This window comes from Hymenobacter sp. H14-R3 (assembly GCF_030063445.1).
Classification (GTDB): domain Bacteria; phylum Bacteroidota; class Bacteroidia; order Cytophagales; family Hymenobacteraceae; genus Hymenobacter.
Window position 1 is genome coordinate 212,782 of record NZ_JASITD010000005.1, and the last position, 26,665, is coordinate 239,446.

The 26,665-nt window shown below is 58.2% G+C and carries 24 protein-coding genes; 11 read left to right on the forward strand and 13 right to left on the reverse strand.

Going from position 1 to position 26,665, the window contains the following annotated elements:
- Window positions 1-81 precede the first annotated feature (81 nt).
- Window positions 82-1,056 carry an AAA family ATPase gene (locus tag QMK33_RS07255; RefSeq protein ID WP_283563902.1) on the forward strand — a complete coding sequence of 325 codons (975 nt, stop codon included), beginning with the start codon at window positions 82-84 and terminating at the stop codon, window positions 1,054-1,056.
- 178 nt (window positions 1,057-1,234) lie between these two features.
- Complete coding sequence (locus tag QMK33_RS07260; RefSeq protein ID WP_283563903.1) at window positions 1,235-1,522, forward strand: hypothetical protein; 288 nt, start codon at window positions 1,235-1,237, stop codon at window positions 1,520-1,522.
- Between the two features lie 53 nt (window positions 1,523-1,575).
- On the opposite strand, the gene QMK33_RS07265 is transcribed toward QMK33_RS07260, so the two are convergent.
- Both QMK33_RS07265 and gldB read right to left on the reverse strand, forming a co-directional pair.
- Window positions 1,576-2,790 (reverse strand): glycosyltransferase family 4 protein, encoded by a 1,215-nt coding sequence (locus QMK33_RS07265; RefSeq protein ID WP_283563904.1) that lies wholly within the window; start codon window positions 2,788-2,790, stop codon window positions 1,576-1,578.
- 73 nt (window positions 2,791-2,863) lie between these two features.
- On the reverse strand, window positions 2,864-3,877 hold the full coding sequence (gene gldB, locus QMK33_RS07270) for a gliding motility lipoprotein GldB (protein ID WP_283563905.1): 1,014 nt from the start codon (window positions 3,875-3,877) through the stop codon (window positions 2,864-2,866).
- 81 nt (window positions 3,878-3,958) lie between these two features.
- Here gldB and QMK33_RS07275 point away from each other — a divergent pair, with 81 nt between their 5' ends.
- Window positions 3,959-4,639 (forward strand): porin family protein, encoded by a 681-nt coding sequence (locus tag QMK33_RS07275; RefSeq protein ID WP_283563906.1) that lies wholly within the window; start codon window positions 3,959-3,961, stop codon window positions 4,637-4,639.
- 169 nt (window positions 4,640-4,808) lie between these two features.
- Here QMK33_RS07275 and QMK33_RS07280 read toward each other — a convergent pair whose 3' ends face one another.
- The 3 genes from QMK33_RS07280 to QMK33_RS07290 all read right to left on the reverse strand — a co-directional run bounded on the left by QMK33_RS07280 (window position 4,809) and on the right by QMK33_RS07290 (window position 8,290).
- Window positions 4,809-6,419, reverse strand: coding sequence for an Rne/Rng family ribonuclease (locus tag QMK33_RS07280; RefSeq protein WP_283563907.1), 1,611 nt, complete (start codon window positions 6,417-6,419; stop codon window positions 4,809-4,811).
- A 443-nt stretch (window positions 6,420-6,862) separates the two neighbouring features.
- On the reverse strand, window positions 6,863-7,822 hold the full coding sequence (locus QMK33_RS07285) for a tetratricopeptide repeat protein (protein WP_283563908.1): 960 nt from the start codon (window positions 7,820-7,822) through the stop codon (window positions 6,863-6,865).
- Between the two features lie 120 nt (window positions 7,823-7,942).
- Window positions 7,943-8,290 (reverse strand): HU family DNA-binding protein, encoded by a 348-nt coding sequence (locus QMK33_RS07290; protein WP_283563909.1) that lies wholly within the window; start codon window positions 8,288-8,290, stop codon window positions 7,943-7,945.
- Window positions 8,291-8,477: 187 nt separating this feature from the next.
- Between QMK33_RS07290 and mutY the strand changes: the two genes are divergently transcribed.
- The 4 genes from mutY to recG all read left to right on the forward strand — a co-directional run bounded on the left by mutY (window position 8,478) and on the right by recG (window position 13,192).
- Window positions 8,478-9,584 (forward strand): A/G-specific adenine glycosylase, encoded by a 1,107-nt coding sequence (mutY, locus tag QMK33_RS07295; protein ID WP_283563910.1) that lies wholly within the window; start codon window positions 8,478-8,480, stop codon window positions 9,582-9,584.
- A 204-nt stretch (window positions 9,585-9,788) separates the two neighbouring features.
- Window positions 9,789-10,220 carry a single-stranded DNA-binding protein gene (locus QMK33_RS07300; RefSeq protein ID WP_283563911.1) on the forward strand — a complete coding sequence of 144 codons (432 nt, stop codon included), beginning with the start codon at window positions 9,789-9,791 and terminating at the stop codon, window positions 10,218-10,220.
- Between the two features lie 120 nt (window positions 10,221-10,340).
- Complete coding sequence (gene gldD, locus QMK33_RS07305) at window positions 10,341-10,937, forward strand: gliding motility lipoprotein GldD (protein ID WP_283563912.1); 597 nt, start codon at window positions 10,341-10,343, stop codon at window positions 10,935-10,937.
- A 158-nt stretch (window positions 10,938-11,095) separates the two neighbouring features.
- Window positions 11,096-13,192 carry an ATP-dependent DNA helicase RecG gene (recG, locus tag QMK33_RS07310; RefSeq protein ID WP_283563913.1) on the forward strand — a complete coding sequence of 699 codons (2,097 nt, stop codon included), beginning with the start codon at window positions 11,096-11,098 and terminating at the stop codon, window positions 13,190-13,192.
- Window positions 13,193-13,280: 88 nt separating this feature from the next.
- On the opposite strand, the gene QMK33_RS07315 is transcribed toward recG, so the two are convergent.
- On the reverse strand, window positions 13,281-13,502 hold the full coding sequence (locus QMK33_RS07315; protein ID WP_283563914.1) for a hypothetical protein: 222 nt from the start codon (window positions 13,500-13,502) through the stop codon (window positions 13,281-13,283).
- 345 nt (window positions 13,503-13,847) lie between these two features.
- Here QMK33_RS07315 and QMK33_RS07320 point away from each other — a divergent pair, with 345 nt between their 5' ends.
- Window positions 13,848-15,314, forward strand: a complete 1,467-nt coding sequence (locus QMK33_RS07320; RefSeq protein ID WP_283563915.1) for a hypothetical protein — start codon at window positions 13,848-13,850, stop codon at window positions 15,312-15,314.
- Between the two features lie 172 nt (window positions 15,315-15,486).
- Here the strand turns inward: QMK33_RS07320 and QMK33_RS07325 are convergent, their stop codons facing one another.
- From QMK33_RS07325 to QMK33_RS07355, 7 genes are all read right to left on the reverse strand, one after another.
- Entirely contained in the window at window positions 15,487-17,274 is a 1,788-nt protein-coding gene (locus QMK33_RS07325; protein WP_283563916.1) for an acyl-CoA dehydrogenase FadE, read from the reverse strand.
- Window positions 17,275-17,442: 168 nt separating this feature from the next.
- A complete protein-coding gene (locus QMK33_RS07330; RefSeq protein ID WP_283563917.1) occupies window positions 17,443-17,661 on the reverse strand; it encodes a type II toxin-antitoxin system HicB family antitoxin in 219 nt (72 codons plus the stop codon).
- A gap of 6 nt (window positions 17,662-17,667) precedes the next feature.
- Window positions 17,668-17,856, reverse strand: a complete 189-nt coding sequence (locus QMK33_RS07335) for a type II toxin-antitoxin system HicA family toxin (protein WP_283563918.1) — start codon at window positions 17,854-17,856, stop codon at window positions 17,668-17,670.
- A 37-nt stretch (window positions 17,857-17,893) separates the two neighbouring features.
- Window positions 17,894-19,078: an acetyl-CoA C-acyltransferase gene (locus tag QMK33_RS07340; RefSeq protein WP_283563919.1), complete on the reverse strand. Its 1,185-nt coding sequence runs from the start codon at window positions 19,076-19,078 to the stop codon at window positions 17,894-17,896.
- Between the two features lie 123 nt (window positions 19,079-19,201).
- Complete coding sequence (locus QMK33_RS07345) at window positions 19,202-21,610, reverse strand: 3-hydroxyacyl-CoA dehydrogenase/enoyl-CoA hydratase family protein (protein ID WP_283563920.1); 2,409 nt, start codon at window positions 21,608-21,610, stop codon at window positions 19,202-19,204.
- An 81-nt stretch (window positions 21,611-21,691) separates the two neighbouring features.
- The gene (locus tag QMK33_RS07350; RefSeq protein ID WP_283563921.1) at window positions 21,692-22,165 is read right to left on the reverse strand and encodes a MarR family winged helix-turn-helix transcriptional regulator; all 474 of its coding nucleotides are present in this window, start codon (window positions 22,163-22,165) and stop codon (window positions 21,692-21,694) included.
- Between the two features lie 171 nt (window positions 22,166-22,336).
- On the reverse strand, window positions 22,337-24,136 hold the full coding sequence (locus QMK33_RS07355) for an AMP-dependent synthetase/ligase (protein WP_283563922.1): 1,800 nt from the start codon (window positions 24,134-24,136) through the stop codon (window positions 22,337-22,339).
- Window positions 24,137-24,290: 154 nt separating this feature from the next.
- Here QMK33_RS07355 and QMK33_RS07360 point away from each other — a divergent pair, with 154 nt between their 5' ends.
- From QMK33_RS07360 to murQ, 3 genes are all read left to right on the forward strand, one after another.
- Complete coding sequence (locus QMK33_RS07360; protein WP_283563923.1) at window positions 24,291-25,469, forward strand: formimidoylglutamase; 1,179 nt, start codon at window positions 24,291-24,293, stop codon at window positions 25,467-25,469.
- A 16-nt stretch (window positions 25,470-25,485) separates the two neighbouring features.
- Window positions 25,486-25,737 (forward strand): cytochrome b5 domain-containing protein, encoded by a 252-nt coding sequence (locus tag QMK33_RS07365; protein ID WP_283563924.1) that lies wholly within the window; start codon window positions 25,486-25,488, stop codon window positions 25,735-25,737.
- An 85-nt stretch (window positions 25,738-25,822) separates the two neighbouring features.
- Window positions 25,823-26,647, forward strand: a complete 825-nt coding sequence (murQ, locus tag QMK33_RS07370) for an N-acetylmuramic acid 6-phosphate etherase (protein WP_283563925.1) — start codon at window positions 25,823-25,825, stop codon at window positions 26,645-26,647.
- The last annotated feature ends 18 nt before the right edge of the window (window positions 26,648-26,665 follow it).

The window sequence follows — 26,665 nt, forward strand, 5'->3', positions numbered from 1 at the left end:
CGTAGCGCTAACGCCGTGAAGGAGGCTTTTTGGTATGCTTCCCCAGCCGGGCAAAGCCGCGGCCGGCCGTTACTTTGCCCCATGCAGCCTACTTCCGCCCCCGATTACCGCCCCCTCATTCGCCAGGCTTTCGCCGAAATGGAAAAAGTGGTGGTGGGCCAGCACGCGCTGGTCAGCCGCTTGCTCATTGGCGTGTTTACGGGCGGTCATATTCTGTTAGAAGGCGTACCTGGATTAGCTAAAACACTTACAGTAAGTACTTTAGCTAAAGTATTGCATTTGCATTTCCAGCGCGTGCAGTTTACGCCCGACCTGTTGCCCTCCGACCTGGTGGGCACCATGATTTACAACCAGAACCAGTCGGTTTTCGAAGTCAAGAAAGGCCCCATCTTCGCCAACCTCGTGCTGGCCGACGAAATCAACCGCTCGCCCGCCAAGGTGCAGAGCGCCCTGCTCGAAGCCATGCAGGAAAACCAGGTCACCATTGGCGACCAAACCTACCTGCTCGACCGACCTTTCCTGGTGCTGGCCACCCAAAACCCTGTGGAACAAGAGGGTACCTACCCGCTGCCCGAGGCTCAGGTAGACCGCTTCATGCTGAAAGTGCACGTCGATTACCTCAAAAAAGCCGACGAGCTGGAGGTGATGCGCCGCATGGCCAACATGGGTTTCCAGGGCGATGTGCAGCCCGTGCTCACCAAGGAAGATATTTTTGGCATCCGCGACCAGATAAACCAGGTGCAGATTTCGGATACGCTGGAGAAATACCTCATCGAATTGGTATTCGCCACGCGCCGCCCCGCTGACTACGACCTGCCCGAGTTTGCGCAGGCCGTGCAGTTTGGCGCCAGCCCGCGCGCCAGTATTGCCCTGCACCGCGCTGCCCGCGCCGTGGCCTACCTCGACGGCCGCGACTATGTGCTGCCCGAAGACATCAAAGACGTAGCCCAGGATGTGCTAAATCACCGAATACTAATGACTTATGAAGCGGAGGCCGACGGCATCCGCACTCACGACCTGATTGAGGCTATTCTACGGAAAGTGCCGATTTCGTAAGGTTTACCGCACTTCGAGTGGTACTTATTTCCCCTTTTACTGAAGGGAGATAGAAGCTATTCATTCAATCAAGCACAACCCTATCGGCTAAGGCTGCGTTAGAGGCACCGCGGATATCCGCACCAGCTGGCAAGCTGCCGGCTATACTCTACTTCTTCCAACGAAAACACGTTTTCTTATGAAAAAGCTGCTCATCCTCGCCGCCATGTTGACCGCCGGTGCTTACTCGGCCAATGCCCAAACCGGCACCACGACGACGACGACCCGCGAGACCACGACTACGCCGGCCACCACGAGCCCCGACCAGACGGCAACGCCGCCTTCGTCGACCACTGTGGAGTCGACTACCACTACGGACAACCCCGCTACCATGTCGGCTGATACCAAAAACGAGGGTAAAACCGTAATTCAGCCCGCACCCGGCACGAAAGTGAAGGGCAACGGCAAGCGCATCAAAATCAAGTAAGCTTAGCCAAGCTACAAGTGAAATAAGCCCGGTCGCACGCGTTGCGACCGGGCTTATTTTTTGTGCGAGCGTGCCGCTTCTTCCAAAATAGCACGCATTTGCTCAGCCAACAGTCTTCTATCAAACGCGCGCTGCGCGAGCGCTTGCCCGCGCTTACCGGCCTCAGCCGCGGCCACCGGGTCGGCCAGCACCGCGCGCAGCCGCGCGGCCAACGCAGCCGCGTCGCCGGCTGGGGTGTACCAACCGCAGCCATGCTGCTCCACCAGCGCCTTGGTCCAACCCTGGTTAGTAACTATCACCGGCGTGCCCACGGCCAGCGCATCGTAAAGCTTGGCCGGCGAGTTGGTGTCCAGCACCGGCATATCCAGAAACGAAACCACGGCTACATCGGCCAGCGCAAACCAGCTAAACACCGCGTGGCGCGGCTGCCCGCCCACCAGCCGGATGCGCCCCGGCCAGCGCGCCGCCGCCACCGCCACCAACGGCTCAAAAAAACCGTGTCCCAGAAACAGGAACGTCACGGCCGGGTCGGCTGCTACCAGCGCTTCGGCGGCGGCTACCACCGTAGGCATATCATTAGCTCGTCCAAAGGTACCCGCGTAAAGTACTGTCTTGCTATTCGTTATGCTTTGCTCGTCGCGTAGCCTGGCCACTGCTTTGGGCGTAGCGCGAGCGGCCAGGTCGAGGTCGGTGCCGTTGAGCAGGGTCGTTATCTTAGCAGCCGGAACACCCAGTTGCGCCACGTACTGGCTCATATCGGGCGAAAGGGGCACCACATGCGCAGCGCTGTGGTACAGCCGCTTCTCCAGCGCAAATAGCTGCTGCCGGGCCAGCGCCGTGGGCACCGCGCCCATCGCCACCGGAAACGAAGGCCACAAATCCTGCACCTCAAATACCCACGGCACCCCCCAGTGCCGCGCACACCGCGCTGCTGCCCAGGCCGCCGTCAGCGGCGTGCTGATGCCCCATACCACATCGGGCCGGGCCAGGCGGCGGCCCGCCCGCACGGCCCAGGCCGCATACTGCGCAAAGGCCAGCGCCCGCCGCGCCGGCCCCATCGTATTTTCATACGGAATATCAGCCTCCAGCAACTCCACGCCCGGCGGCACCCAGGGCCACTCGTGCGTCAGTTGCTGGGGCCGCCAGGCGGGCGTAGTCAGCAGCGTAACCCGGTGGTGCTTTGTGAGTTCAGTCAGCAGCGTATAGTGCCGGCTGGTGGCCGGGCAGTCGGGGCTGGTGTGGTACTGGCTGAAAACGGCAACGTGCATAGGGTAGCTGAGTAGCTAGGTAGCTGGGTAAATGCGCCAACAGAAAACTTCACGTACTTACCCAGCTACTTAGTTACTTTTTGGGTCGGTAGTGCGAGTCGTTAAGTAGCTTCTGCGCGTCTTTCATCGCCATGAGCTGGGCCAGCGTCACGTCGGAGTGCTCGGCCATGTACTTGCGCACGAGCTGCAGGCCCACCCACTGGCCCACCCGGCCGGGGCAGGTGCGGTCAATCTCGGGCACAGCCGGCCGCTCGCCCACGTACTTCTGAATCACAAATGGCGTAGTGCTGAACAGCAGGTTGTTCTCCAAAAAATGCCCCCAGATGCGCGCTTCGTTGAATTGCACATTCTTAAGCTCCTTGCCCGAGTAACCAAGCAGCAGCGAATCGGGGGTGCAGGGCAGCACCGCGCCCGCAAAGTAGAGGCGCTTGCCCTGGTCCACCATCTGGTCGAGCATGGAGTTGGCCGTGAGCTGGTGCTTGTTGTACTTATCGGCTACGGACGTGGCCAGGGCGGGCAGCAGGTCGGCCGGCCGGTAGCGCCGCAGCATGTACTGCGGCATGTCGGGCCGGTAGCTGGCCTTGGGGCCGGCGTACCAATCTAAGTTGAGCACCAGTAAGTTATCATTCACAAAGATGCCCTTACCCAGCAGTCCGCTCACATTGGTAACGGCTACGGGAGGCGTCTTGAAATCGGGAAAATAGTAGTGCACCCGCCCAAACAGCCCGCCCAAATCCTGCCGTAGCGCGGCCGTATCCGGGAAGGCGGCCGTAGTTTCGCGGCCTAGTTTTTGTAAGCCCGCGTTGCTCGCTAGCTGCGCCAGCGTACGCGCCACCGTATCGGCCGGCACCTGGCCCGATAACAAGAAAGATTGAGCAAAAACCGGATTGGCCCGCATGAACTGCAACCCTTCGGCCGGATTCTTAATCTGAAAAAAAGCCTGTTCTAAGTGCTTGAGGTGCACGGGTGCGGCCGGTGCATCGGCGGCGGGGTCGGGGCGGCAGCTACCGTTCTGGCCTTGGCGACAGCTGCTCACGAGGCCCGTAGTGGCCAGCAGCAGCACTGATATAATAGGAGAGAGTTTCAAACGCAGAGTATTTTTGCATAAAATTACACGTTTCCAACGCCGCATTCCGTTGCGTAGTGCCAAGCGTATTTTCTACTACATATGAAAAAAATCATTCTCACTCTGGCGGCGCTCGCCGTAGCTCCCGCTGCCTTCGCGCAAGTTGAAATTGGCCTTAAGGTTTCTCCCTCTATTAGTTACCTGCGCACCGATTCGCCTTCGAATACGTCGTTTCAGAGCGAAAAAAGTAAGTTTAGCTTTGGCGGTGGCATTTTTATGGACTACTTCTTCGGCGAGAATTACGCCTTCAATACCGGGCTTTTTCTGACGGGTAAGGGGGGTACTATTTCCTATCAGGAGCCGATTATCGGTGCGGCGGTGCCGCGTACCACGCAAAAGATAGCGATGCAGTACCTGGAAATACCAGCTACTATTAAGCTGTTCACCAATGAGATAGCTCCCGGCACGCGCGTTTATTTCCAGGTGGGCGGCTCGGTGGCTTTCCCGGTCAGCACGCGCATCAACGGCGACAAATTCTACACCGACGCTTACAACAGCAATACCCAAACCGACGCTTCCAAGCACGTTTTCGCCGTCGATGCCAACCTCATTGGCGGCCTCGGCGTCGAGTACCAATTAGGAAAAAGTACCAAAGTCCTCACCGGCATCAGCTACCACCACGGCCTGATTGACCTCGACCGCTACTTCGAAAAGAACCGCGGCTTCAGCGATGTCAATATCAAAAACAGCGTCTTCGCCCTCGACCTAGGCCTCAAATTCTAAGCGCAGATTTAGACTGATTGCGCTGATTTCGCTGATCAGAACGACCCCGATCAGCCTCAGATAGCTCGGCTCTGAAGCACAAACGCCACTCCGAGAGGAGTGGCGTTTGTGTTTTGATAGTTTCCTTCAGAAGTCGTCTGAATCAGCGAAATCTGTCTAAATCTGCGATTTAGTCTAAATCTGCGACTACTTCGCGGTCTTGGGCGCGGGCCATGGCGCCAGCGGCCGAGTGCAGCTCAATTTGCTCGCCGTGCTCGTCCTCGATGCGGAAATCGGTGAGGCCGAGGGCGGTGTCTTTCATCACCTTCACCCACTTGTAGTACTTGAGGTACCACTTCATCTGCTTGCTTACCAGGCCTTTAGTATAGTAAGCGTGCAAGAAGGGATGTACGTACAGCGTGAGGCCATTCTGGTTCTGGTTCACCAGCAGGTCGTCGATGCTATTGTCAATCTCGTCCGTCACCTGGATGGAGGCCGAAATCTTGCCGGTACCGCCGCAAGTGGGGCACACCTCGCCGGTAATAATGGTTTCGGCCGGGCGCACCCGCTGCCGGGTTATCTGCATCAGGCCAAACTTGGTGAGCGGCAGGATGGTAAACTTAGCCTTATCCTGCTTCATGATGTTGTACACCGCGTCCTCCACCTTCTTGCGGCTCTCGGCGGCGCGCATGTCGATGAAGTCAATCACGATGATGCCGCCCATGTCGCGCAGGCGCAGCTGGCGCGCTACTTCCTTGGCGGCCAGTAGGTTAATCATGAGGGCCGTGGCCTCCTGGTCGTTTTCCTGGTTGCTCTTCGAGCCCGAGTTCACGTCAATCACGTGCAGCGCCTCGGTGTGTTCTATCACGAGGTAGCCGCCGCCCGGCACACTCACCGTTTTGCCAAAAAGGGTCTTAAGCTGCTTCTCAATGCCCAGGTGCTCAAATACTTTGGCCTTATTACTGTGCAGCTTCACCAGTCCGAGCTTATCGGGAGCAATTTTCTGCACGTACTCCTTCATTTCCTCAAACCGACCCGGCGTATCTACCACAATCGAGTCAAACGACTCGTTGAGCATATCGCGTAGCATGGAGGAAGTGCGGCCCAGCTCGCCCAGAAGCTTGTCGCGGGGCTGGCCTTTGCGCAGGTTGGTGTAAAGCGTTTCCCAGTTTTCGACCATGCTCTGCATGTCGCGGTCCAGCTCGGCCACTTCGTGGCCTTCGGCCACGGTGCGAATAATCACGCCAAAGCCCTCGGGCTTAATGCTGGCAATGAGGCGCTTAAGGCGGTCGCGCTCCGTTTTGCTCACAATCTTTTTCGATACCGAGATGGTATTCGTAAAGGGCATCAGCACCAGGTAGCGGCCAGCCATCGAAATATCAGTGCTCACGCGCGGCCCCTTGGTCGAAATCGGCTCTTTTACCACCTGCACGAGCAGGCTCTGGCCTTTTTTGAACACACTATCGGCCTTGCCAACTTTTTCGAGGGGCGCTTCCAGCTTGAAATTTTCTAGTCCCGCGGCCGGGGCTTGGTGCTTCAGCACGCTGCCCACCCACTTGTTGAGGGACGGATATTGCTCGCCCAGGTCGCCGTAGTGCAGAAAGGCATCCTTTTCGGAACCAATATCTACAAAGGCCGCATTGAGGCCCGGCATCACTTTGCGCACCGTACCCAGGAAGATGTCACCCACTGCGTAGTTGGTGTCATTGCGGTCGAAGTGATACTCAATCAGCCGCTTATCCTGGAGCAAAGCAATCCGTTCCCCTTCAGGGGTGGAGTTGATTATTAATTCATTGCTCAACGTAGTAGGTTTAGTTAAAGTAGCCCGCCTGGCCCCGAACACGGGTTGGAATGCCCCGAAACCAGCAAAAGGGAAGCCAGGACTAGAGTGTCCCAGCTTCCCCTCGCGAGCCACGGCTTCTGCCCTACGTGGGCAGTCCGGCAACACCACGTTAGTCGTCCGCGTGGCGGAGGCTACGTGAGAGATAGGTGAGCAGCCCCCGCTTGCGCGGCGCACTGCCCACCCCTTACTCCGCACTAAGTCAGAATATTACTTCTTCTTGTGACGGTTCTTGCGCAGGCGCTTCTTACGCTTGTGGGTGGCAATCTTATGACGTTTACGTTTCTTACCGCAGGGCATTGTCGTGGTGAGTTAAAGGGTAGATAGGAAGTATTCCTGTTTTTTGTACTTGGTTTGGGGGTGTAAAAGTAACGCCCCGGCGGCCAGTTGCTTGAAAGCAGGGATTAATTTCTGATTTTAGCCAACTCCTCATCAACTGATGCGGCCAGGGCCGGGTCGTTGCTGAGAGCTTTGGCCTTTTGAAAGGCAGCGCGGGCCGCGTCGCCTCGTTTGGTGCGCGCCAAAGACACGCCCAGGTAGAATTGACCTTCCACGTTTTTCGGGTTGACTTGCACCAACTGCGAAAAACGCTCAATAGCCTTGTCGTACTGGTTGCTCTGAATAGCCAGGATACCCAGGTTATAGAGCACTTTCTCGTTCTTGGGGTCCTGCTCCAGTACCTCGCGCAGTAGGCCAATCCCTTTTACGGGGTCGTCGCTGCTCATGTATGCCATCCCCAGGTTGGTTTTGGCATCCATGTTGTTCGGGTTGGCAGCCAGCACTTTATCATACAACTCCCGCGCTTGAGTGCCCAGCATCTTTTTGCGTTCGGCCGAAGCCGCGAAGCTATAGGCTTGGAAATACGCATCGGCAGCCTGTTGCCAGGCCTTTTCGCTGGGCTGCACGGTGGCAATCGTAGTCAGGTAGTAGCCAGCGCTATCAAACCGCTGCACCGTGGCGTAGCGGGCGGCCAGCGTGGTGGCTACCTGGCGGCGGTTGGCCGTTGTACTGGTGTGGTACTGAGCCAGTAGGGTGTTCAGCTCCTGGCGCTGGGCGGTAGTAGCCTGCGTGTGAGGCGCATTTGCCTCGGGGCCATGCTCGTCACCGTCCTTGTGCACGTGTCCGTCGCCTACAGTACCGGTTTCGGCCGGCCGTGGGCCCGACGAGGCATCGGCCTTCGAGCCGTTGGTGGCGGCGCCACCTCCGTCGCGATTGGCCGTGCGCGCCACGTCCTGCGTGAGCTCCGCTTTGCCTTCCTTGGGCTTCACAATGCCCTTTGGCAGGGCGTAGAGCCCGCCCGCCAGTGCCAGGGCACCGGCTAGCAGCAACAGTTGATGCGTACTAGTAGGGGAGGTGGTAGCCATTGAAAAGTGAGTTAAGCCTTTAAGCAAGAGGGTGATAAGGGGAACGCGCAGCCGGCCTTACGGCTAGCCATGTCCGCCCTTATCACCCCCTTGCTTTCACAAGCATGCGCTTGCTAACAACTAAGCTTTTGCCTTTTTGGTGCCTTTGGCAGCCTTAGGGGCTTTGGCCGATACATCGCCCGTGATTTTTTTGCTGCCCTTAATTTTGGCAACAAAAGTCTTGCTTGGCTTAAAGCTCGGGATGTAGTGCTCATCAATGATGAGCGACGTGTTCTTCGAGATGTTACGGGCTACTTTACGAGCCCGCTTTTTGTTCACGAACGAGCCGAAGCCACGCACGTAAATGTTATGACCTTCGGTCATCGAATCCTTCACTACTTTGAAGAAGGCTTCAACGGTCGTCAGAACGTCGGCTTTCTCAATGCCAGTTTTCTGCGAAATTTCGGAAATTACCTCAGCTTTGGTCACGTTGGTAAGGGGGGTACTAAAAGTGAAAAAAAAATATCAGGCGGATAATCAACCGTTTCCGACGTAAATCCTTGCCCGGTAGGAAGTTCGCCATTCGAAACGGAGCGCAAAGGTACTACTTAATTCTTGTTCGGCCAATGGAAATCTCCAAGTTTCTCCATTAGCCAAAATATTCTGCCTCATTATTTTGCTCAAAAATCCCGCTGCTACGGCCCCATTTTCGGGCCGTTCGTTCCTAACGCAGGCTTTGTTGGCCTGGTATCCGCGCCACCGGCGCGACTTGCCCTGGCGCCACACCCAGGACCCCTACGCCATTTGGCTTTCTGAAGTTATTCTGCAGCAAACCCGGGTAGCGCAAGGTCTGCCGTATTACCTTGATTTTCTGGCTTCTTACCCCACTGTGCACGACCTGGCGGCCGCCCCCGAGCAGGAGGTGCTGCGCCATTGGCAGGGGCTGGGCTACTACTCCCGGGCCCGCAACATGCACCATACAGCCCAGCAGGTAGTGAGCGAGTTCGGTGGGCAGTTCCCAGCCACCTATGCTGGCCTGCGCCAGCTCAAAGGCGTGGGTCCCTACACGGCGGCAGCCATCGCATCTTTTGCCTTCGATGAGGCCGTGGCAGTGCTTGATGGTAACGTTTTTCGGGTGTTGGCACGGGTTTTTGGCCTGTATTCCGACATCGCGGCGCCGAGTTCGCGTAAAGAATTCCAGGCGCTGGCCGACCAGCACCTGCCGCCCGCCGAGGCCGCCGAGTTCAATCAGGCCATTATGGAGTTTGGGGCGCTGCAGTGCACCCCCGCCAAGCCCGACTGCTTGTTTTGCCCACTACAAGGCTCCTGCTGGGCGTTTCAGCACGGGCAGGTGGCGCTGCTGCCCGTCAAGAGCAAGGCCAAGGCGGCGCGGGTGCGCTTCTTTCACTACCTGGTGCTGCGCCATGGCGAGCAGCTGTACCTGAAGGAGCGCCTGGCCGGCGACATCTGGCAGGGCCTCTACGACTTTGCCCTGGCCGAAACCGATAGCGCCGACCTGCCCGCCGCCGAAGTGCTGCGCCATGTGGCGGCCTTCGGTGGCCAGCCCGATACCAGCCGCGTAGCCGAGGACCGCCCCGCCCCCGCCCTGCGCCACGTACTGAGCCACCAGAAGCTGGAGGCCTGCTTCCACGCCGTGGAGCTGGCCGCGCCGCTACCCGAAACCGCCATGCGCGATACTGGCCTGCGCGCCTACTCGCCAGCCGAAATTGAGGAGCTGCCCAAGCCCGTACTAATCAGCAACTACCTGGCTAAAGTGAGCTAAATCATTGTTGAGCAATTGCTTGTGCGTTATTCGCGCGCAGCTTCCTTATTACTGATTTTGCACAGTCACTAGCTGATGAAGAATTACTAGTGAAAGTAGATTTAGTTTGCTAATAATATTTGCAAAATAAAAAATTATTTCGTACTTTTAACCCGTCAATGACAGCTGTGGTTGGCTGTCGCATACGCTATAAAGTATAGGATTATGGCCGGAGTAAACAAAGTGATTTTGGTAGGTAACCTGGGGAAAGACCCCGAGGTGCGCCACCTGGAGGGGGGCAACAGCGTGGCCCATTTTACCCTCGCTACCAACGAATATTACAAGGACAAGCAAGGCGCCCGCGTAGAGCGCACCGAGTGGCACAACATCTCAGCTTGGCGCGGCCTGGCCGAGCTGACCGAGAAATACCTGAAAAAGGGTAGCCAGGTATACATAGAAGGTAAGCTGCGCACCCGCCAGTACCAGGACAAGGACCAGCAGACGCGCTACATCACCGAGATTATCGCCGAGGAAATTTCGCTGCTGGGCGGCCGGCCCGGCGGGGCGGCCCCCGCCAACGGGGCCGCTGCCCAAAACAGCGCCGACGAAACTGTGAGCCTCCGCCAGGAGCCTGAACTCGACCAACTGCCTTTCTAAACAAACCTAGCCAGCGGCAAAGTGCTGCTAAACTTAAAGCCTCGGCACCAAGCCGAGGCTTTTTGGCGTTAGGCCGCAAGGCACCTGCTAACTTTGGGATTCGCCTGGCTTTTGCATTCTATGATTGTTGTTCGTTTTGGGAGGGTAGTGCTGCTGGCGCTGGGCGCGGCCGGGCTGTTGAGCGCCTGCTCGTCGGCCCCCGATTACACGCCCAAGCCCAAGGGCTACAACCGCATCGACCTGCCGCCGCACCTCTACCGGGCGCTGCCGGCGGGGCACCCCTATACGTTTGAATATTCGCGCCAGGCCAAAGTATTGCGCGACTCCTCGTACCTGGCGCAGCCCGACTGGCTGAATGTGTACTACCCGCAACTACATGCTAATGTGCAGATTACGTACACCGATGTGGTGCACAATCGCCAGCTCTACAACAAGATGATGGAGGATGCGCGCAAGCTCACCGGTAAGCACCAGATTAAGGCGACCTCCATTGAGGAGAAAATTCTGCGCACGCCCAACGGGATGCGCGCCTCCGTGTTTGAGCTGGAGGGCGAGGTACCGAGCCAGTTTCAGTTCTATACTACCGATAGCACCAAGCACTTCTTTCGGGCGGCGCTGTACTTCCGCACTGCCACCGCCAACGACTCACTGGCCCCAGTGATTGAGTACGTAAAGTACGATATGATGCGGATGCTCAATACGTTGAAGTATAAGTAGTATTAATAATTTTCTCCAAAAGAACGTCATGCTGAGCCTGCCGAAGCATCACGCTCGCATCGTTAGACTACTAGCTCAACGATGCGAGCGCGATGCTTCGGCAGGCTCAGCATGACGTTCTTTTTTTACCGTTATACTAGTCTCATTCTATTCCGGAAATGAGTAATTTCTTTCAAACCAAGCTCGAATATTTGCGCGGCGTGGGCTTGCAGCGGGCGCAGCTGCTGGGCAAGGAGCTGGGCCTGTTTACCTACGGAGACCTCATCCAGCGCTACCCGTTTCGCTACCTCGACCGCACGCAGTTCTACAACGTTGTGGACCTGCACGATGACTTACCCTACGTGCAAGTAAAGGGCATTTTGCGCGGGCGCGAAGTGATAGGTGAGGGGCCCAAAAAGCGCATGGTGGCCAAGGTGGGCGACGCCAGTGGCGAGCTGGAATTGGTGTGGTTCAAGGGCGTGAACTACCTGGAAAAAGTCATCAAGAACCATCAGGAATACATCGTATTTGGCAAGCCTACTATGTTCAACGGCCGGCCCCAGATGGCCCACCCGGAGCTGGAAGAGGTGAGCGAGCAGAAGCCCGGCCAGAGCTTTTTGCAGCCCGTGTACAACACCAGCGAGAAGCTTAAAAATTACCATCGCGTTGATAGCAAGACTATTATGCGCATGGTGGGCGACCTGCTCAAAATTGCGTTGCCGCAGGTAACCGAAACGCTCTCGCCGGCGCTCATTCAAAACTATGCGCTGCTGGATAAGGCCACGGCCTTGCAGCAGATTCACTTTCCCCAAACGCCCGAGCTGCTGGAAAAGGCGCGGTTTCGGCTCAAGTTTGAGGAGCTGTTTTATATCCAGCTCAAGCTGCTGCGCCAGAAAGACCAGCGCAAGGTGACGCTGGCCGGCCAGATTTTTAGTGAGGTGCCCACGCTGGTGCACTTCTACAAAAATATCATGCCCTTCGACCTCACCGGGGCGCAGAAGCGGGTTATCCACGAGATTTATAAGGACTTCTGTAACGGCCAGCAAATGAACCGCTTGCTGCAAGGTGACGTGGGCTCGGGCAAGACCATTGTGGCCTTCATTGCCATGCTCATGGCCGCCGACAACGGTGCGCAAAGCTGCCTCATGGCTCCCACCGAAATTCTGGCCGACCAGCATTACCAGGGCCTGAAAGTGTACGCCGACCAACTGGGCATCAACTTGGGTAAGCTCACGGGCAGCACCCGCACGGCCCAGCGGCGCGTGCTGCACGAGCAACTGCGCGAGGGTACGATGCAAATGCTGGTGGGCACCCACGCGCTGCTCGAAGATGTGGTGCAATTTCGTAACCTGGGCCTGACCATCATGGACGAGCAGCACCGCTTCGGCGTGGCGCAGCGCTCGAAACTGTGGCAAAAAAACCCCTACGTGATTCCGCACGTGCTCGTGATGACGGCCACGCCCATTCCGCGCACGCTGGCCATGACGCTCTACGGCGACCTCGACGTGAGCGTGATTGACGAGCTGCCCGCCGGCCGCAAACCCATCGTAACGGTGCACCGCTACGACGCTAACCGCCTGAAAGTGTTTCAGTTCATCCGCGACCAGGTGGCGCTGGGCCGGCAGGTGTACATTGTGTACCCGCTCATTGAGGAAAGCGAAACCCTTGACTACAAAGACCTCACTGATGGCTACGAGAGCGTGAGCCGCGCCTTCCCCGACCTGCAAATCAGCATTGTGCACGGCCGCATGAAGGCCGAGGAAAAGGACTTCGAAATGGCCCGCTTCGTGAAGCAGGAAACCCAGATAATGGTGGCTACCACCGTTATCGAAGTAGGCGTGAACGTGCCCAATGCCTCCGTAATGGTGATTGAGAGCGCCGAGCGGTTTGGCCTCTCGCAGCTGCATCAGCTGCGGGGCCGCGTGGGCCGCGGGGCCGACCAAAGCTATTGCATCCTGATGACGAGCTACAAGCTGAGCAAAGACAGCCGCACCCGCCTCGAAACGATGGTGCGTACCAACAACGGCTTCGAAATAGCCGATATTGACCTCAAATTACGCGGCCCCGGCGACCTCATGGGCACCCAGCAAAGCGGCGTATTAGACTTGCTGATAGCCGACCTGGCCAAAGATGGCCGCATCATGAGCGAAAGCCGGGCTGCTGCCCAAACCATCCTGGCCGACGACCCCGAGCTGACCCGGCCCGAGCACGGCAACATTCGTCGCCACATCGAAAGCCTGCCGCCTACGGCCGTCAACTGGAGCCGAATTAGCTAAGGGCCGCCGGGTAGCGGAAGTTATTTGCTACCAAATACCACCCGGCCGGGCATAAAAAAAGCGGCTTCTAAATGAAACCGCTTAATCGTTAAAACCAGGTAACGGGAGCTTCCTCTCGCTGACTAACGGGAGTGATAGTTGTGACCGGCTCCTGCGTGTAGCGCGTCAGCGTCATGGTAGTGGCTGTGCTGGGAGTGAATAGCAGCGGAGACTTGGCCAGGCCAGCTTCCGAAGCCGCTTCGGTCAGGTGCATGTAACGGCCAGCAATAATAAGGGCAAATAAGGAACCGAGTTTGAGCAAAGATTTCATAAGATAAGGGTAGGGGCACGCGCTACCTCAAAACTAGTGCCAGGATGCATACTTTAGTTGAATAACAAGGAATTAGCGAGTGGGTGGGAAAAGAAAGAGAGTAGGGAGGAGCAGTCTCTCTAGCTAGAGTGCGCCCCTTGAACGAACGGCCGTGGTAATAGTTGTGCTTTAAATGTTAAAGTTAGGTTACCACCTGCTTGTGGGCAAAGTTACGGCTGCCGAACCGCTCGTTAGGGCTGGTGAGTGGAGCAAATTGCTTGGTTAGCTATGCTGGCTTGGTGAGTACCCGGTACTTTTGGGGTACCGGGCGCTAGTGGAAGCCCTTTTTCTGACCCCTTATTTCTCATGCGATTTCCCTTTGGTTTAGCTGCCCTGGCCCTAAGCGGCTTGCTGGCTACTACCCACCCGGCGCAAGCCCAAAAAACCAAGTCGGCCCCCTTTAGCTACCTGCCCGAGCAGGGTGAGGACCGCTACAATCAGCGCGTGCCCCAAAAAACGCTGGCCTTGGCCGATGGCAGCGGCTTTATCATTTTGGCCCACCAAAGCGGGAGCGCCTACGCCGTGGAACGCTACGATGCCGACCTCAAGAAGCAATGGAGTACCACCCTGCCCGTGGCCCCCGGCGAAACCGTGGAGGCTTTTGGCCACAGTGCCGACCAGGCCTGGGTAGTAGTGCACCACGCCGATGAAAATGAGCAAAACCTTACCGCCCAGTTGTTTGGCCTGAGTGGCGGCCAGAAGGGTGCCCCGGTGGTGCTGGTGTCGGCTCCGGCCCATGACCGCCGCCCCGGCGTGCGCCTCTCGCCCGATGGCAACCGCCTGCTGGCCTTCCGATACGTGGCGCGCGAGGCGCAGATACTACGCCTGGAAGGCACGCTCTACGACCAGAAGATGAGTAAGACGCTTGACCGTACCTACGACTTCAAAGACCAGGGCGATTTCTTTTCGCCCAATATCCTGCTCGCTAATGATGGTACGCAGTACGTGACGCTACTCGGCGACGGTATGAAGAAGCTGACCGTGCGCCGCTACCCCGCCACGCCCGACCGCGTGGGCGTAGCCACGGCCATTCCGGTGCTGGGCGTGCCGGTGGGCGGCACCTTTGGCGGCCAGCCCATAACCATCCGCGATGCCAAGTTCAGCCTCCAGCCCGACGGCCAGCTCTACGCGGCCGCCCTGTGCGCCAACGACCGCACCGGCCAGCTTAGCGGCCTGAAAGTGGTGCGCTTTGATTTTGCCGAGAGCAAACTCAAGCTGGCCGAGGAGCTGCCCTTCGCGCCCGCCTTTCTGGCTGAAATCAGCAAGGTCACTGGCAAAGAAGTTAAAGGCTTGGCTGATATCTATTTAAGTGATATGCTGCTGACCGACAGCAAGAACCTGGTAATTATTGCTGAGCGCCACTTCGAAGAAGGCGGCCCCGAACTGCCCGTACACGCGCAAGAGCTGTACCTGTTTGGCTACAGCCCGTTCCTGACGCCCACCTGGCACACCATCGTAGCCAAGGACCAAGTGGCCCCGGCCATCGACAGCTACACGGGCATCGGCTACCGCGCCGCCGTTTTCGGCGAGGAAGTGCAGTTGATGACCCTGGAAACCATCAACGGCAAGTCGGACCTTTACCTGCGTAAAGTGCAGGCCGCCACCGGCGTCATCAGCGAGCCCCAGCGCCTCAAGCTCAACGTGGCCAATGACCAGCAACTAGCTTATGTGAAGGACTTTACCACCTGGCTCAATCCGAAAACCATCATCGGTATCAGCCGCCCCAGCAAAAAGTCGGCGGCCTTGCAGCTGAATACAGTTAAGCTTAAATAAATCACGGATTACGCGGATTTTAGCGGACTTCACGGATTTTGTGGACGGCGCGGTTTTCTTTATCTAACACTTGCGCTACGTGCCAAATCAAAAAAGGCCACCCAATTGGGTGGCCTTTTTACGTGTAGCAAATCGTCTACAAAATCCGTGAAATCCGCGTAATCCGTGATTTTTAGTAACAGTACTCGTTCGCCTCAATGAGCTTGGCGGCCACGCGGCGGCGGGCGTCCTTCACGTTGAATAAGTCGGGCTTGGTGAAGCGCTTGAGGCCCATGCTGAGCAGTCGCTGCTCATCGCCTTCGGTCATGCTAGCGATAGCTTCGCGGCCTGACTTCTCCACCAAGTCAATGGCGTCGGAGAGGTACACGCGGGCCATGTCGAGCTGCTGGGCCAGGGCTTCTTCGCCTTTGGCAGCGACTTCCTTTTCTACGCGCAGCAGCACGCTTTCGGCGGTGTAGGTCTTGATGGACATGTCGGCGATATTCATGAGCACTTCCTGCTCCTTGGCGAGCGAGTTCATGTACTTCTGCACGGCCACGCCGGCTACCATCAGGATAGCCTTTTTCATGTTGGCGATGGCTTTCTTCTCGGTAGCGAAGGCCGAGTCGTCGCTTTCGCCCATACTCGGGATGCTCAACAGCTCTTGCTGCACAGCCTGCGCCGGGCCCATGAGGTCGATTTCGCCCTTCATGCCCTTCTTCAGAATCATATCGACGGCCAGCATCCGGTTGATTTCGTTGGTGCCCTCAAAAATCCGGTTAATGCGCGAGTCGCGGTAGTTGCGGTCCATCGGGTAGTCCGACGAGAAGCCGTAGCCGCCGTAAATCTGCACGCCCTCATCGGTCACGTAATCAAGTACTTCCGAGCCTTCTACTTTCAAAATAGCGCACTCTACGGCAAACTCGCGGGCCGCGCCCAGCAAGGCTTCGTTGGTGCCCAGGCCACTGGCCAGCAGCTCCTGCTCTTTGCGGTAGATGTCCTCGCCGGCGCGGTAAATGGCCGACTCTACGGCGTACATCCGGATGGCCTGCTGCGCCAGCTTGTAGCGAATAGCCCCAAACTTGCTGATGGGCAGCTTAAACTGCACGCGCTCGTTGGCATACTTCACGCTCTGCGTAGCCGTAGCCTTGGCCCCGCCCAGGCAGGCAGCGGCCAGCTTAATGCGGCCGATGTTCAGCACGTTGAAGGCAATGAGGTGGCCTTTGCCAATCTCGCCCAGCACGTTTTCCTTCGGCACCTGCGCATCGCTCAGGAACACCTGGCGCGTCGAAGAGCCGCGAATACCCATCTTGTGCTCCTCGTTGCCGAGGCTCAGGCCGGGGGTGTCCTTATCCACGATGAAGCCCGTGAACTGCTCGCCGTCAATCTTGGCAAACACGATAAACACATCGGCAAAGCCGGCGTTGGTAATCCACATTTTCTGGCCGTTGAGCACATAGTGCGTGCCTTCAGCGTTGAGCACAGCCTTGGTCTTCGCGCCCAGCGCGTCGGACCCCGAGCCGGGCTCGGTGAGGCAGTAAGCGCCCATCAGGGTGCCGTCGGTGAGGCCGGGGATGTATTTCTGCTTCTGCGCATCGGTGCCGAAGTATAGAATCGGCAGCAGGGCAATACCCGTGTGCGCCGCGAAAGCCACCGGAAACGAGTTGCCGCCGCCCACGCCTTCCGTCACGCGCAGGGCGGTTGGGAAGTCCATATCGAGGCCGCCAAACTGCTCCGGCACGCTCACCCCAAACAGGCCGAGTTGGCCTGCCTTTTCCATCAGGCCGCGCATGAGGCCCTCCTCGTGGTTGTCGAGGCGCTCCAGCAGCGGGTGTACCTCAGCGGCCAGGAAGTCCACGCAGGTCTGGTACATCATGTTCTGCTCCTCCGTGAAGTCGGCGGGCGTGAAAACGTCTTGAGCCTCAGTAGGCTTAATGATGAATTCGCCGCCCTTCACGACGGCTTTGTTCGATACTTCCATGATGGTAATTAGAATAAGGTGGGAGTGAAACTGTTAGGCTTGCCGCGTAATTGGAAACACAGCGCCGCCCGAATTAGTGTTGCAAGATAGGTGAAAAATGTTAGGCGTGCCGACTATTTAATGAAAAGAAAACCCACCGAAGTGGGAATTCTAAGGAGTCATTTGGAGCTAAGCTACGGCAACTTCTAAAGTTGCCGATTCTGCACTAGGTTCGGGTATTGGCAGGCCTTCTAGCACTAAGCCTTCAATATGAAAGACAATGCCTTCACGTGCATTCTGCTCGGCTTCATCCCGGGTTTCGCCAAATGCAGCCAAGCCCGGTAAGTCGGGCACGTAAGCAGAGTAGCCTGTAGCGGTATGCTCGAAAATTACCAGATACTTTCTCATGATAAGTTAACGTAAGCCAGCTTGCTTTAAAATACTGATAGCCGTGCCAACAGCTACGTCATCAGATGCTTTATGACCAGCTAATGTAACCAAGCCAGTTTTGATTGGGTGCTTGAACTGCATGTGGCTGCCCGATTGCCGAGCCAATATCCAGCCGTCATCTTCAATCAATTTTCTTAGCTCTTTAACTTTCATCGGGCAAACAAAGTGCGAATCAGCGAGCAGTCTAAATCTACTTCAGCAGTTCATAAATGCCCGCCACGCCCTGGCCGCCGCCTACGCAGGCGGTAACGATGCCGTACTTCTGGCCCCGGTCGCGCAACTCGTCGAAAAGCTGGATGGAGAGCTTGGCGCCCGAGCAGCCGAGCGGGTGGCCCAGCGCGATGGCGCCGCCGTTCACGTTCAGCTTCTCGATATTGATGCCCAGCTCGCGCACCACGGCCAGCGACTGCGAAGCAAACGCCTCGTTTAGCTCGAGTAAGTCGATGTCTTCCAGCTTCATGCCGGCTTGGCGCAGAGCTTTCGGCACAGCGGCAATCGGCCCCATGCCCATGATGCGCGGGGCTACGCCCTCGGTGGCGTAGGTGACCATGCGGGCGATGGGCTCCAGGTTGAGCTCCTTCACCATGCGCTCGCTCATCACCAGCACGAAGGCCGCGCCATCGGAGGTTTGCGACGAGTTGCCGGCCGTCACGCTGCCGCCTTGGGCAAATACGGAGCGCAGCTTAGCCAGGGCTTCGATAGAGGTATCGGCGCGCGGGCCTTCGTCGGTATCGACCACGTAGGAACGGTTTTTCTTCTTGCCGGTGGCTTGGTCGAGGTAGGTTTCCTCCACCGTGATGGGCACGATGCTCTTGGCAAACTTGCCTTCCTTGATGGCCTTGATGGCCTTCTGGTGCGAGTTGTAGGAGAACTCGTCCTGGTCCTGACGGCTGATTTTGTAGTCGTTGGCCACGGCCTCGGCGGTGAGGCCCATGCCCATGTAGTAGTCAGGATGCTCGTTGGCGAGCTTGTAGTTGGGCACAGTTTTCCAGCCCACGGTGGGCACCATGCTCATGCTCTCGGTGCCGCCCGCGATAATGCACTCGGCCATGCCGGCCGTGATTTTACCCACTGCCATGGCGATTGTTTCCACGCCCGAGCCGCAGTAGCGGTTCACGATGAGGCCCGGCACGTTGATGGGCAGCGCGAGCAGCGAGATGAGGCGGCCCATTTGTAGGCCCTGCTCGGCTTCAGGTACGGCGTTGCCCACAATCACGTCATCGACGCGGCTGGGGTCCAGGGCCGGCACCGACTTCACGAGGTGCTTGATAACCTCGGCTGCGAGGTCGTCGGGGCGGGTGAAACGGAAGACGCCCCGGGGCGCTTTGCCAACGGCCGTGCGAAAGCCGGCCACGATATATGCGGTATTAGCCATGATATTTTTAAGTTTTTGAGCGCAAGGTTTCGCTAGATTGGGCGAGGTTTCGCAAGGTTAAAAGAGGTAGAATTTGTCAGCAGACTTTGCGAAACCTCTTTTAACCTTGCGAAACCTTGCGCTTTAATTACGCAGCGGCTTGCCGGTAGTGAGAATCGACTGAATGCGCTCCAGCGTCTTGCGCTCGCCGCAGAGCGAGAGGAACGCCTCGCGCTCCAAATCCAGTAGGTACTGCTCGCTCACCTCGGTAGGGGAGGAGAGGTCACCGCCGCACATCACGTAAGCCAACTTATTGGCAATCAGCTCATCGTGCTTTGAGATGTAGTTGCCCTGCTGCATGGCGTACACGCCGGTGCGGAACATGGCAATGGCGCCCTTGCCGTGCACCTTGATGTTGGTTTTCTGGTTGGGCTGCGAGTAGCCGGCGTCGGCCAGCTCAATGGCCGCGGCCTTGGCCTGGGCAATTACGCGGTTGGGGTTCACCACAATCTCGTCGCCCCGGCGCAGGAAGCCCAGGTCGAATGCCTCCGCTGCCGAAGTCGAAACTTTGGCCGTGCTGATGGTCATGTAGGTGTTGCGCAGCAGGTTGAATTCCGGCTCGCCGTCCTCGTACTTGAGGGCGGTGCGCAGGGTCATCTCCTTGGTGCCGCCTCCGCCGGGTATCAGGCCCACGCCAAACTCGACGAGGCCGATGTACGACTCGGCCGAGGCTATTACCTTGTCGCAGTGCAGGTTAAGCTCGCAGCCGCCGCCCAGCGTGAGGCCGTGCGGGGTGCCCACCACCGGAATGCTGCTGTAGCGCATCCGCATCATGGCCTGCTGAAACTGCTGAATCATCATGTTCAGCTCGTCAAACTCCTGCTCCAGCGCCTGCATGTACACGAGGCCCAGGTTAGCCCCGGCCGAGAAGTTCGGCGCGTCGTTGCCCACCACAAGGCCGCGGTAGCCGGCTTCGGCCATCTCCACGCCCTTCAGCAAACCCTGGATAACGTCGGTGCCCAGCGAGTTCATCTTTGAGTGAAACTCCACGTTCAGAATCCCGTCGCCCAGGTCGATAACCGAGGCCCCGGCGTTTTTCCACAGCACCTTACCACTGGCGCGCAGGTTGTCGAGAATAATGAAATTCTCCACGCCCGCTACCGGCTGGTACTGCTTGCTTTCCTTGTCGTAGAACTCGCGCTTACCGGCGGCGCTCACCTTGTAAAAGGTCTGATTACCAGCGGCTAGCATTTCCTCTACCCACGGTGCTACCGTGCGGCCAGCGGCCTTGGCCAGGTCGATGCCGGCCTGCACGCCCAGCGCGTCCCAGGTTTCAAACGGCCCTAGCTCCCAGCCGAAGCCAGCGCGCAGCGCGTCGTCAATCTTGTAAAGCTGGTCGGCGATTTCGGGGATGCGGTTGCTCACGTAGGCAAACAGGCTGCCGAAGCTGAGGCGGTAAAACTCGCCCGCTTTGTCCTTGCCCGTTACCAACACTTTGAAGCGGTCGGCCAGCTTGTCGATGCTCTTGGTCAGCTCCAGCGTGGCAAACTTCACTTTCTGCGAAGGCTTGTATTCCAGCGTGTTGAGGTCCAGGGCATGAATTTCCGACTTGCCGTCCGCGCCCTTCACTTTCTTGTAGAAGCCCTGGCCGGTTTTGTCGCCCAGCCACTTGCTCTCGCCCATTTTCTTCACGAAATCGGGCAGTACGAACACGTCCTTAGCCTCGTCGTCGGGTAGGCCCTGGGCCAGGCCGTTCGCTACGTTAATGGTCGTATCGAGGCCCACCACGTCCGAGGTGCGCAGCGTGGCCGACTTGGCGTGGCCGATAACCGGGCCGGTAAGCTTGTCGGTTTCCTCCACCGTCAGGCCCAACTTCTGCATGGTCTGCATGGCGTCGAGCAGGGCGAATACGCCCACGCGGTTGGCGATGAAGCCAGGCGTGTCCTTAGCCAAAACTACCGTTTTGCCCAGGTACAGGTCGCCGTAATGCAGTAGAAAATCAACCACTTCCGGCTTGGTGTCGGGCGTCGGGATAATTTCCAGCAGCTTCAGGTAGCGCGGCGGATTGAAGAAATGCGTGCCCGCGAAGTTCTCCTTGAAATCCTGCGAGCGGCCCTCGGCCAGCAGGTGAATCGGAATGCCCGAGGTATTGCTGGTAATCAGCGTGCCCTTTTTGCGAAACTGCTCCACGCGCTCGTAGAGGCCCTTTTTGATGTCAAGCCGCTCCACAACCACCTCAATTACCCAATCGCAGGAAGCAATTTCCTTGAGGTTGTCATCGAAGTTGCCGGTTTTGATGCGGCTCACCTCGCTCTTGCGGTACAGCGGCGAGGGATTGGCCACCACGGCGGCCTGCAACGCACTGTTAACGATGCGGTTGCGCACGGCGGGCGCGTCTAGCTTCAGGCCCTTTTTCTCCTCGTCGGGCGTTAGCTCTTTGGGGGCGATGTCGAGCAGCAGCACCGGCACGCCGATGTTGGCAAAGTGGCAGGCAATGCGCGAACCCATCACGCCCGAGCCCAGCACGGCAACTTTCTTGATTATGCGTTTCATATAAAGTAGCGCGGACTTTCAGTCCGCGTTGGGTGGGATATTCTATTGGTAAAGAAGCGTGACGCGGACTAAAAGTCCGCGCTACACTACCTCCTTGCGCAACGGCTTCAATTCAAAATCATCGTAAAGCGTTTTGCCCTCAATCATGCCCGTAATCTGGCTGGCCACTTTGAAGAAAACGTCCAGCTGGCTCTGCGGTATTTTGTCGCGCACCTTCAAGTTGAAGTGCCGCACCGTTTGGCGCGAAACCTCCTTTTTCTCCAGCCCCAGCTCGGTAAGGAAAATGCGTACCGAGCGCTTGTCCTGGGTGTCGGCCTGTTTGTAGATGAGGCCTTTCTCCTCCATGCTACGCAAAATGCGCGTGAGCGAGCGGGTTTCGAGACCCAGCAGCGGCGCTATTTTGGTGGCCGGGGTGCCCAGCTCCTGGTCGATATTGAGCAGCACGAAGCCGATGCTCGTGGTGATATCGTAGCGGGTGGCCTGCGTGTTGTACATGCGCGAAATGGCATGCCAGGCTACTTTAATGTTATAATCGACGGTTTCTTCAGGTTTCATATCGCAGCGAAAGTGCGGTAAACATACGAAGAATTTGTTAGGCTTGCATACTAAATGCGGCCTGAACGTCGCGAGTCCGAGCGTAGGCGTAGCGGGCATCCGGCGTCTGAACCGTCCGGTTCTGGATGCTCACTTCGCGCACGCTCGGACTCACAGCGCCCAAGCTACTTTCTAGTGGGCCTTGCGCTCGTGGGGCTCCTTGTCGGCCCGCTCGTAGAGGTCATCGATGGCGGGCTGGTTTTTCTCGGTTATCACCTTGCGCTTCACTTTCATGGTGGGCGTCATTTCGCCGCTTTCCACCGTCCAATGCTCGGGCAGGAGGATGATTTTCTTGACCTGCTCCCACTGCGCGAAGCTTTGGTTGTACTTACCCATGAGGTCGTGGTAGAGCTTTACCACCTTCTCATCCTTCACCAGGTCCTTGTTGGAGGTGGCGGCCACGCCGTTTTTGGCGGCCCACTTCTTGAGTTCGTCAAAGGCCGGAATGACGAGCGCTGCCGCAAACTTGCGGTCGGCTCCCACCACCATCAATTGCTCCACCAGGGGGTCTTCCTTTACCTTATTTTCAATGACTTGCGGGGCAATGTATTTGCCGCCGCTGGTCTTAAACATCTCCTTTTTGCGGTCAGTAATCTTGAGGAACTTGCCGTTGATAAACTCGCCGATGTCGCCGGTATGGAACCAGCCGTCGGCGTCAATCTCCTTGGCCGTGAGCTCGGGCTGGTTGTAATAGCCCTTCATCACGGACGCCGATTTGGTCAGAATTTCGCCATCCTCGGCAATTCTCACCTCCATGTTGCGGATGAGCGGCCCCACGGTACCAATCATGTTATTCTCTGGCTCAAAGCCATTTACGGCAATTACGGGCGAGGTTTCGGTGAGGCCGTAGCCCTCCATCACCCGAATCTGAGCGGCCCAGAACACCCGGGCCAGGCGCGGCTGCAAGGCCCCGCCGCCGCTCACGATGCAGCGCAGCCGGCCGCCCAGTGCCTCACGCCACTTATTGAAAATGAGCTTGTTGGCCAGCGCTAATTCGGTATTGTACACGAAGCCCTGGTTTTTCTGCGGGTCAAACTTCAAGCCCAAATTCAGGGCCCAGAAGAAGAGCTTATGCTTGATGCCGGTTTGCTCGTGGCCCTTGGCCACAATCTTATCATATATTTTTTCGAGCAGGCGCGGCACAGTGGTGAAAATGTCGGGGCGTACCTCGCGCAGGTTGTCGGCGATGGTTTCCATGCTCTCGGCGTAGTAGATGCTCACGCTGTTAATCATGTATAAATACGTCACCATGCGCTCAAATATGTGGCACAACGGCAAGAAGCTCAAGGCTTTATCCTCGGTGCTGACGGGCACAAACGGCTGCGAGTTGCGGCAGTTGCTGAGCAGGTTATCGTGGCTGAGCATCACGCCCTTGGGCTTGCCCGTGGTGCCGCTGGTATAGATGAGCGTGAGCAGGTCGTCGGGCTGCACGGCGGCCTTAAGGTGCTCCAGGTCGGCGGGGTTACCCTGGCGGCCCAGGTCGAGCAGCTCATTGAAATGGCGAGCCCCGTCGCACTTATCAAACGTGAACACGTTGTCGGCCGGAATGTCGAGTCCCTGCGTGGCTGCTTGCACTTTTTCCAGCAGAGACTGGTCGGATACGAATACGGCCCGCACGCCGGCATCGGTGAAAATGTGCTTGTAGTCTTCGACCGTGATGCTGGGGTACATGGGCACGCTGACGCCGCCAATCTGGGCAATGCCAAAGTCGGCGAGCAGCCACTCGGGCCGGTTCATGCTGATAATGGCCACTTTATCGTCCTTTTTCAGCCCGAGCTTCAGCAAGCCTAGGCTCACAAGGTTGGCCTGGTCCTGCACTTGCTGGCTGCTCAAGGGCACGTACTGGCCGTTGATTTTGCCCGCGAGTGCGTCGACTTTGGGGGATTTTTCGAGTTGATTGGCGAGAATATCGAAGGAGCGGCGGACGTCCATAAAGGTGGGGCGAGGTGCGGTCGGCGTGGGAATGAGGAGCTAAAGAAACAGGATTTTTGGCGAAATCCGGCCTAAGCTTCCCAATGCGTACGGCAGAACGACCAACCTGGACCGGACAAGGCGTAAATTTGACCGCGCCCCGTCGCGCTTGCTGATGAACCTGGCCCTCTTTTTTGACCCGCTACCCGACGCGCTGACTGCCCCCGCCGCCGCGCCTACTACCGTGGCGGCCTACGTCACGCGGTTTGCTGAAACCTTCCCCGACTGGCGCTCGGCCGACCTCGCCCTCATTGGCCTCAATGAGTGGCGCGGCACGGCCGCCGGCGCGCCCAGCGCGCACGGGGCCAACGCCGTGCGCGAGCGCTTCTACCAGTTGCAGCGCGGCAATGGCCCCCTGCGCCTCGTGGACCTGGGCAACCTGCGCCCCGGCCTCAGTCTAGAAGATACTTACCAGCGCCTGCGCGAAATAGTAGCTGCCCTACTGGAAGCCAACACGATACCGCTGCTGTTGGGCGGCGGCCACGACCTCGACTACGGCCAGTTTCTGGCCTACGAGCCGCAGCACGACGCGGTGCCCGCCATCAACTTTGCCGTCATCGACTCGCGGCCCGACATGGCCATGCCCGGCCCCTACGCCGCGCCCGAAGACAGCCACCTGCGCCGCCTGCTGATGCACACGCCCAACTTCGTGTTTAGTTGCGCACACCTGGCTCACCAGCAATATCTTACGCCACCCGATGTGCTCACGGCCTTCGAGAAGCTGCACTTCGAAACCATGAGCGTGGGCGAGTTGCGCACCGACCGCCGCCTGGCCGAGCCAGTGTTGCGCCAGGCCAACTTTTTGAGCGTGGACATTGCCGCCATCCGCTGGCAGGATGCACCCGGCTACTACCCGGCCAGCCCCTTCGGCCTGAGCAACGAAGATGCTGCCCAAATGTGCTGGTATGCGGGTCATAACGAGCAGCTTACCTCCATTGGCTTATATGGCTACCGGCCCGACCACGACCCCCACGGGCTGGCCGCTGGCACGCTGGCCACCATGCTCTGGTACTTTATTGAGGGCTACTACCACCGCCGCCCCGAAACGGGCTTCGGCACCTACCGCTTCCTCACCTACACGCTGGTGCTGCCCGGCAACGTCGGCAACTCGCCCAGCGAGCTGGTGTTCTACAAGTCGCGCCGCGCCGATACCGACAAGTGGTGGATGGAAGTTGAGAGCCTGGCCGACCAAGCCGTTAAGCGCATTGTGCCCTGCACGCACCAAGACTACCTGCACGCTGCCCAAGGCGACCTGCCCCAGCGCTGGATTCGTACGCAGGCGTTATTAGGTTAAAATTTAACTTGGTAAAATGGCTGATAGCGAAGAGATTAAGATTTATACCAGAAGCCAGCTGGCCTTGCGCAACGGTCAGGACCGTGACGAAATCTGGGTGGCTTACCAGGGTAATATCTACGACGTAACGCGCTCGCGCCTCTGGCAGCGCGGCAACCATTACGAGCACTGGGCCGGCCAGGACCTCACCCGCGAGCTGGATGAAGACTCCCCGCACCTGGCCACGGTATTTGATAAGTTTCAGATAATCGGCCGGTTACCCTTGTAGGGTAAGCTCCAGCTTGCCTTCGTCAAGGTGGTATTCTATTCTTTTTTATCTAGCAAGCGGCAAGCTAAAGCTTACCCTACACTGCATGACTACCGAAACGCCTTCCACCTTCCAAAATCTCGAAACCCTGCCCACGGCGGCCCTGCTAGCCGGCATGAACCAACTCGACCAAACCGTGCCGCTGGCCGTGCAAAACGCTCTGCCGCAGATTGAAGCGTTGGTCGAGGTCCTTGTGGCGCGCCTTGGGGCGGGCGGGCGGCTCTTCTACATTGGAGCGGGCACCAGCGGCCGGCTGGGCGTGGTCGATGCCTCCGAGTGCCCGCCCACGTTTGGCGTGCCGGCGAGCATGGTAGTGGGCATTATCGCTGGTGGCGACGGGGCCATTCGGCAGGCTGTGGAAGGGGCAGAGGACAACGCCACCCAGGCCTGGGCTGATTTACAGCAGTTTAACGTAGCGGCGCAGGATGTACTGGTGGGCATTGCGGCATCGGGTCGCACGCCTTATGTAATTGGCGGCCTGCAAGCGGCGCGGGCGGCCGGGCTGGCCACCGGCTGCGTGGTGTGCAACGCGGGCTCGGTAGTAGCGGCGGCCTGCGAGTTTCCGGTAGAGGTGGTAACGGGCCCCGAGTTTGTGACGGGCAGCACGCGCCTCAAGGCGGGTACGGCCCAGAAGCTGGTGCTCAATATGTTGACTACGGCCACCTTCATTCGCCTGGGCCGGGTGCGCGGCAACAAAATGGTCGATATGCAGCTCAGCAACGACAAGCTTGTGGAGCGCGGCCAGCGGATGCTGATGGACGAGCTGGGCATTGCCCAGCCCCAGGCTGCCGAGCTATTGCGCCAGCACGGTTCGGTGCGGGTCGCCCTGGCCGCCCACGCGCAGCAGGCGGGCCCCGCTATTGAGAATTAGCCTCCTGAAAATCAAGCG

What these genes read in the sequence shown, in the direction of transcription:
- QMK33_RS07325 (WP_283563916.1), bottom strand. Translation starts at nt 17,274, where the DNA reads ATGGAAGTATCGAACAAAGCCGTCGTGAAGGGCGGCGAATTCATCATT.
- QMK33_RS07300 (WP_283563911.1), top strand. Translation starts at nt 9,789, where the DNA reads ATGGCCGGAGTAAACAAAGTGATTTTGGTAGGTAACCTGGGGAAAGAC.
- QMK33_RS07315 (WP_283563914.1), bottom strand. Translation starts at nt 13,502, where the DNA reads ATGAAATCTTTGCTCAAACTCGGTTCCTTATTTGCCCTTATTATTGCT.
- QMK33_RS07340 (WP_283563919.1), bottom strand. Translation starts at nt 19,078, where the DNA reads ATGGCTAATACCGCATATATCGTGGCCGGCTTTCGCACGGCCGTTGGC.
- QMK33_RS07320 (WP_283563915.1), top strand. Translation starts at nt 13,848, where the DNA reads ATGCGATTTCCCTTTGGTTTAGCTGCCCTGGCCCTAAGCGGCTTGCTG.
- QMK33_RS07255 (WP_283563902.1), top strand. Translation starts at nt 82, where the DNA reads ATGCAGCCTACTTCCGCCCCCGATTACCGCCCCCTCATTCGCCAGGCT.
- gldD (WP_283563912.1), top strand. Translation starts at nt 10,341, where the DNA reads ATGATTGTTGTTCGTTTTGGGAGGGTAGTGCTGCTGGCGCTGGGCGCG.
- QMK33_RS07360 (WP_283563923.1), top strand. Translation starts at nt 24,291, where the DNA reads ATGAACCTGGCCCTCTTTTTTGACCCGCTACCCGACGCGCTGACTGCC.
- recG (WP_283563913.1), top strand. Translation starts at nt 11,096, where the DNA reads ATGAGTAATTTCTTTCAAACCAAGCTCGAATATTTGCGCGGCGTGGGC.
- QMK33_RS07345 (WP_283563920.1), bottom strand. Translation starts at nt 21,610, where the DNA reads ATGAAACGCATAATCAAGAAAGTTGCCGTGCTGGGCTCGGGCGTGATG.
- QMK33_RS07350 (WP_283563921.1), bottom strand. Translation starts at nt 22,165, where the DNA reads ATGAAACCTGAAGAAACCGTCGATTATAACATTAAAGTAGCCTGGCAT.
- QMK33_RS07265 (WP_283563904.1), bottom strand. Translation starts at nt 2,790, where the DNA reads ATGCACGTTGCCGTTTTCAGCCAGTACCACACCAGCCCCGACTGCCCG.
- QMK33_RS07365 (WP_283563924.1), top strand. Translation starts at nt 25,486, where the DNA reads ATGGCTGATAGCGAAGAGATTAAGATTTATACCAGAAGCCAGCTGGCC.
- QMK33_RS07285 (WP_283563908.1), bottom strand. Translation starts at nt 7,822, where the DNA reads ATGGCTACCACCTCCCCTACTAGTACGCATCAACTGTTGCTGCTAGCC.
- QMK33_RS07275 (WP_283563906.1), top strand. Translation starts at nt 3,959, where the DNA reads ATGAAAAAAATCATTCTCACTCTGGCGGCGCTCGCCGTAGCTCCCGCT.
- QMK33_RS07355 (WP_283563922.1), bottom strand. Translation starts at nt 24,136, where the DNA reads ATGGACGTCCGCCGCTCCTTCGATATTCTCGCCAATCAACTCGAAAAA.
- murQ (WP_283563925.1), top strand. Translation starts at nt 25,823, where the DNA reads ATGACTACCGAAACGCCTTCCACCTTCCAAAATCTCGAAACCCTGCCC.
- QMK33_RS07260 (WP_283563903.1), top strand. Translation starts at nt 1,235, where the DNA reads ATGAAAAAGCTGCTCATCCTCGCCGCCATGTTGACCGCCGGTGCTTAC.
- QMK33_RS07330 (WP_283563917.1), bottom strand. Translation starts at nt 17,661, where the DNA reads ATGAGAAAGTATCTGGTAATTTTCGAGCATACCGCTACAGGCTACTCT.
- QMK33_RS07335 (WP_283563918.1), bottom strand. Translation starts at nt 17,856, where the DNA reads ATGAAAGTTAAAGAGCTAAGAAAATTGATTGAAGATGACGGCTGGATA.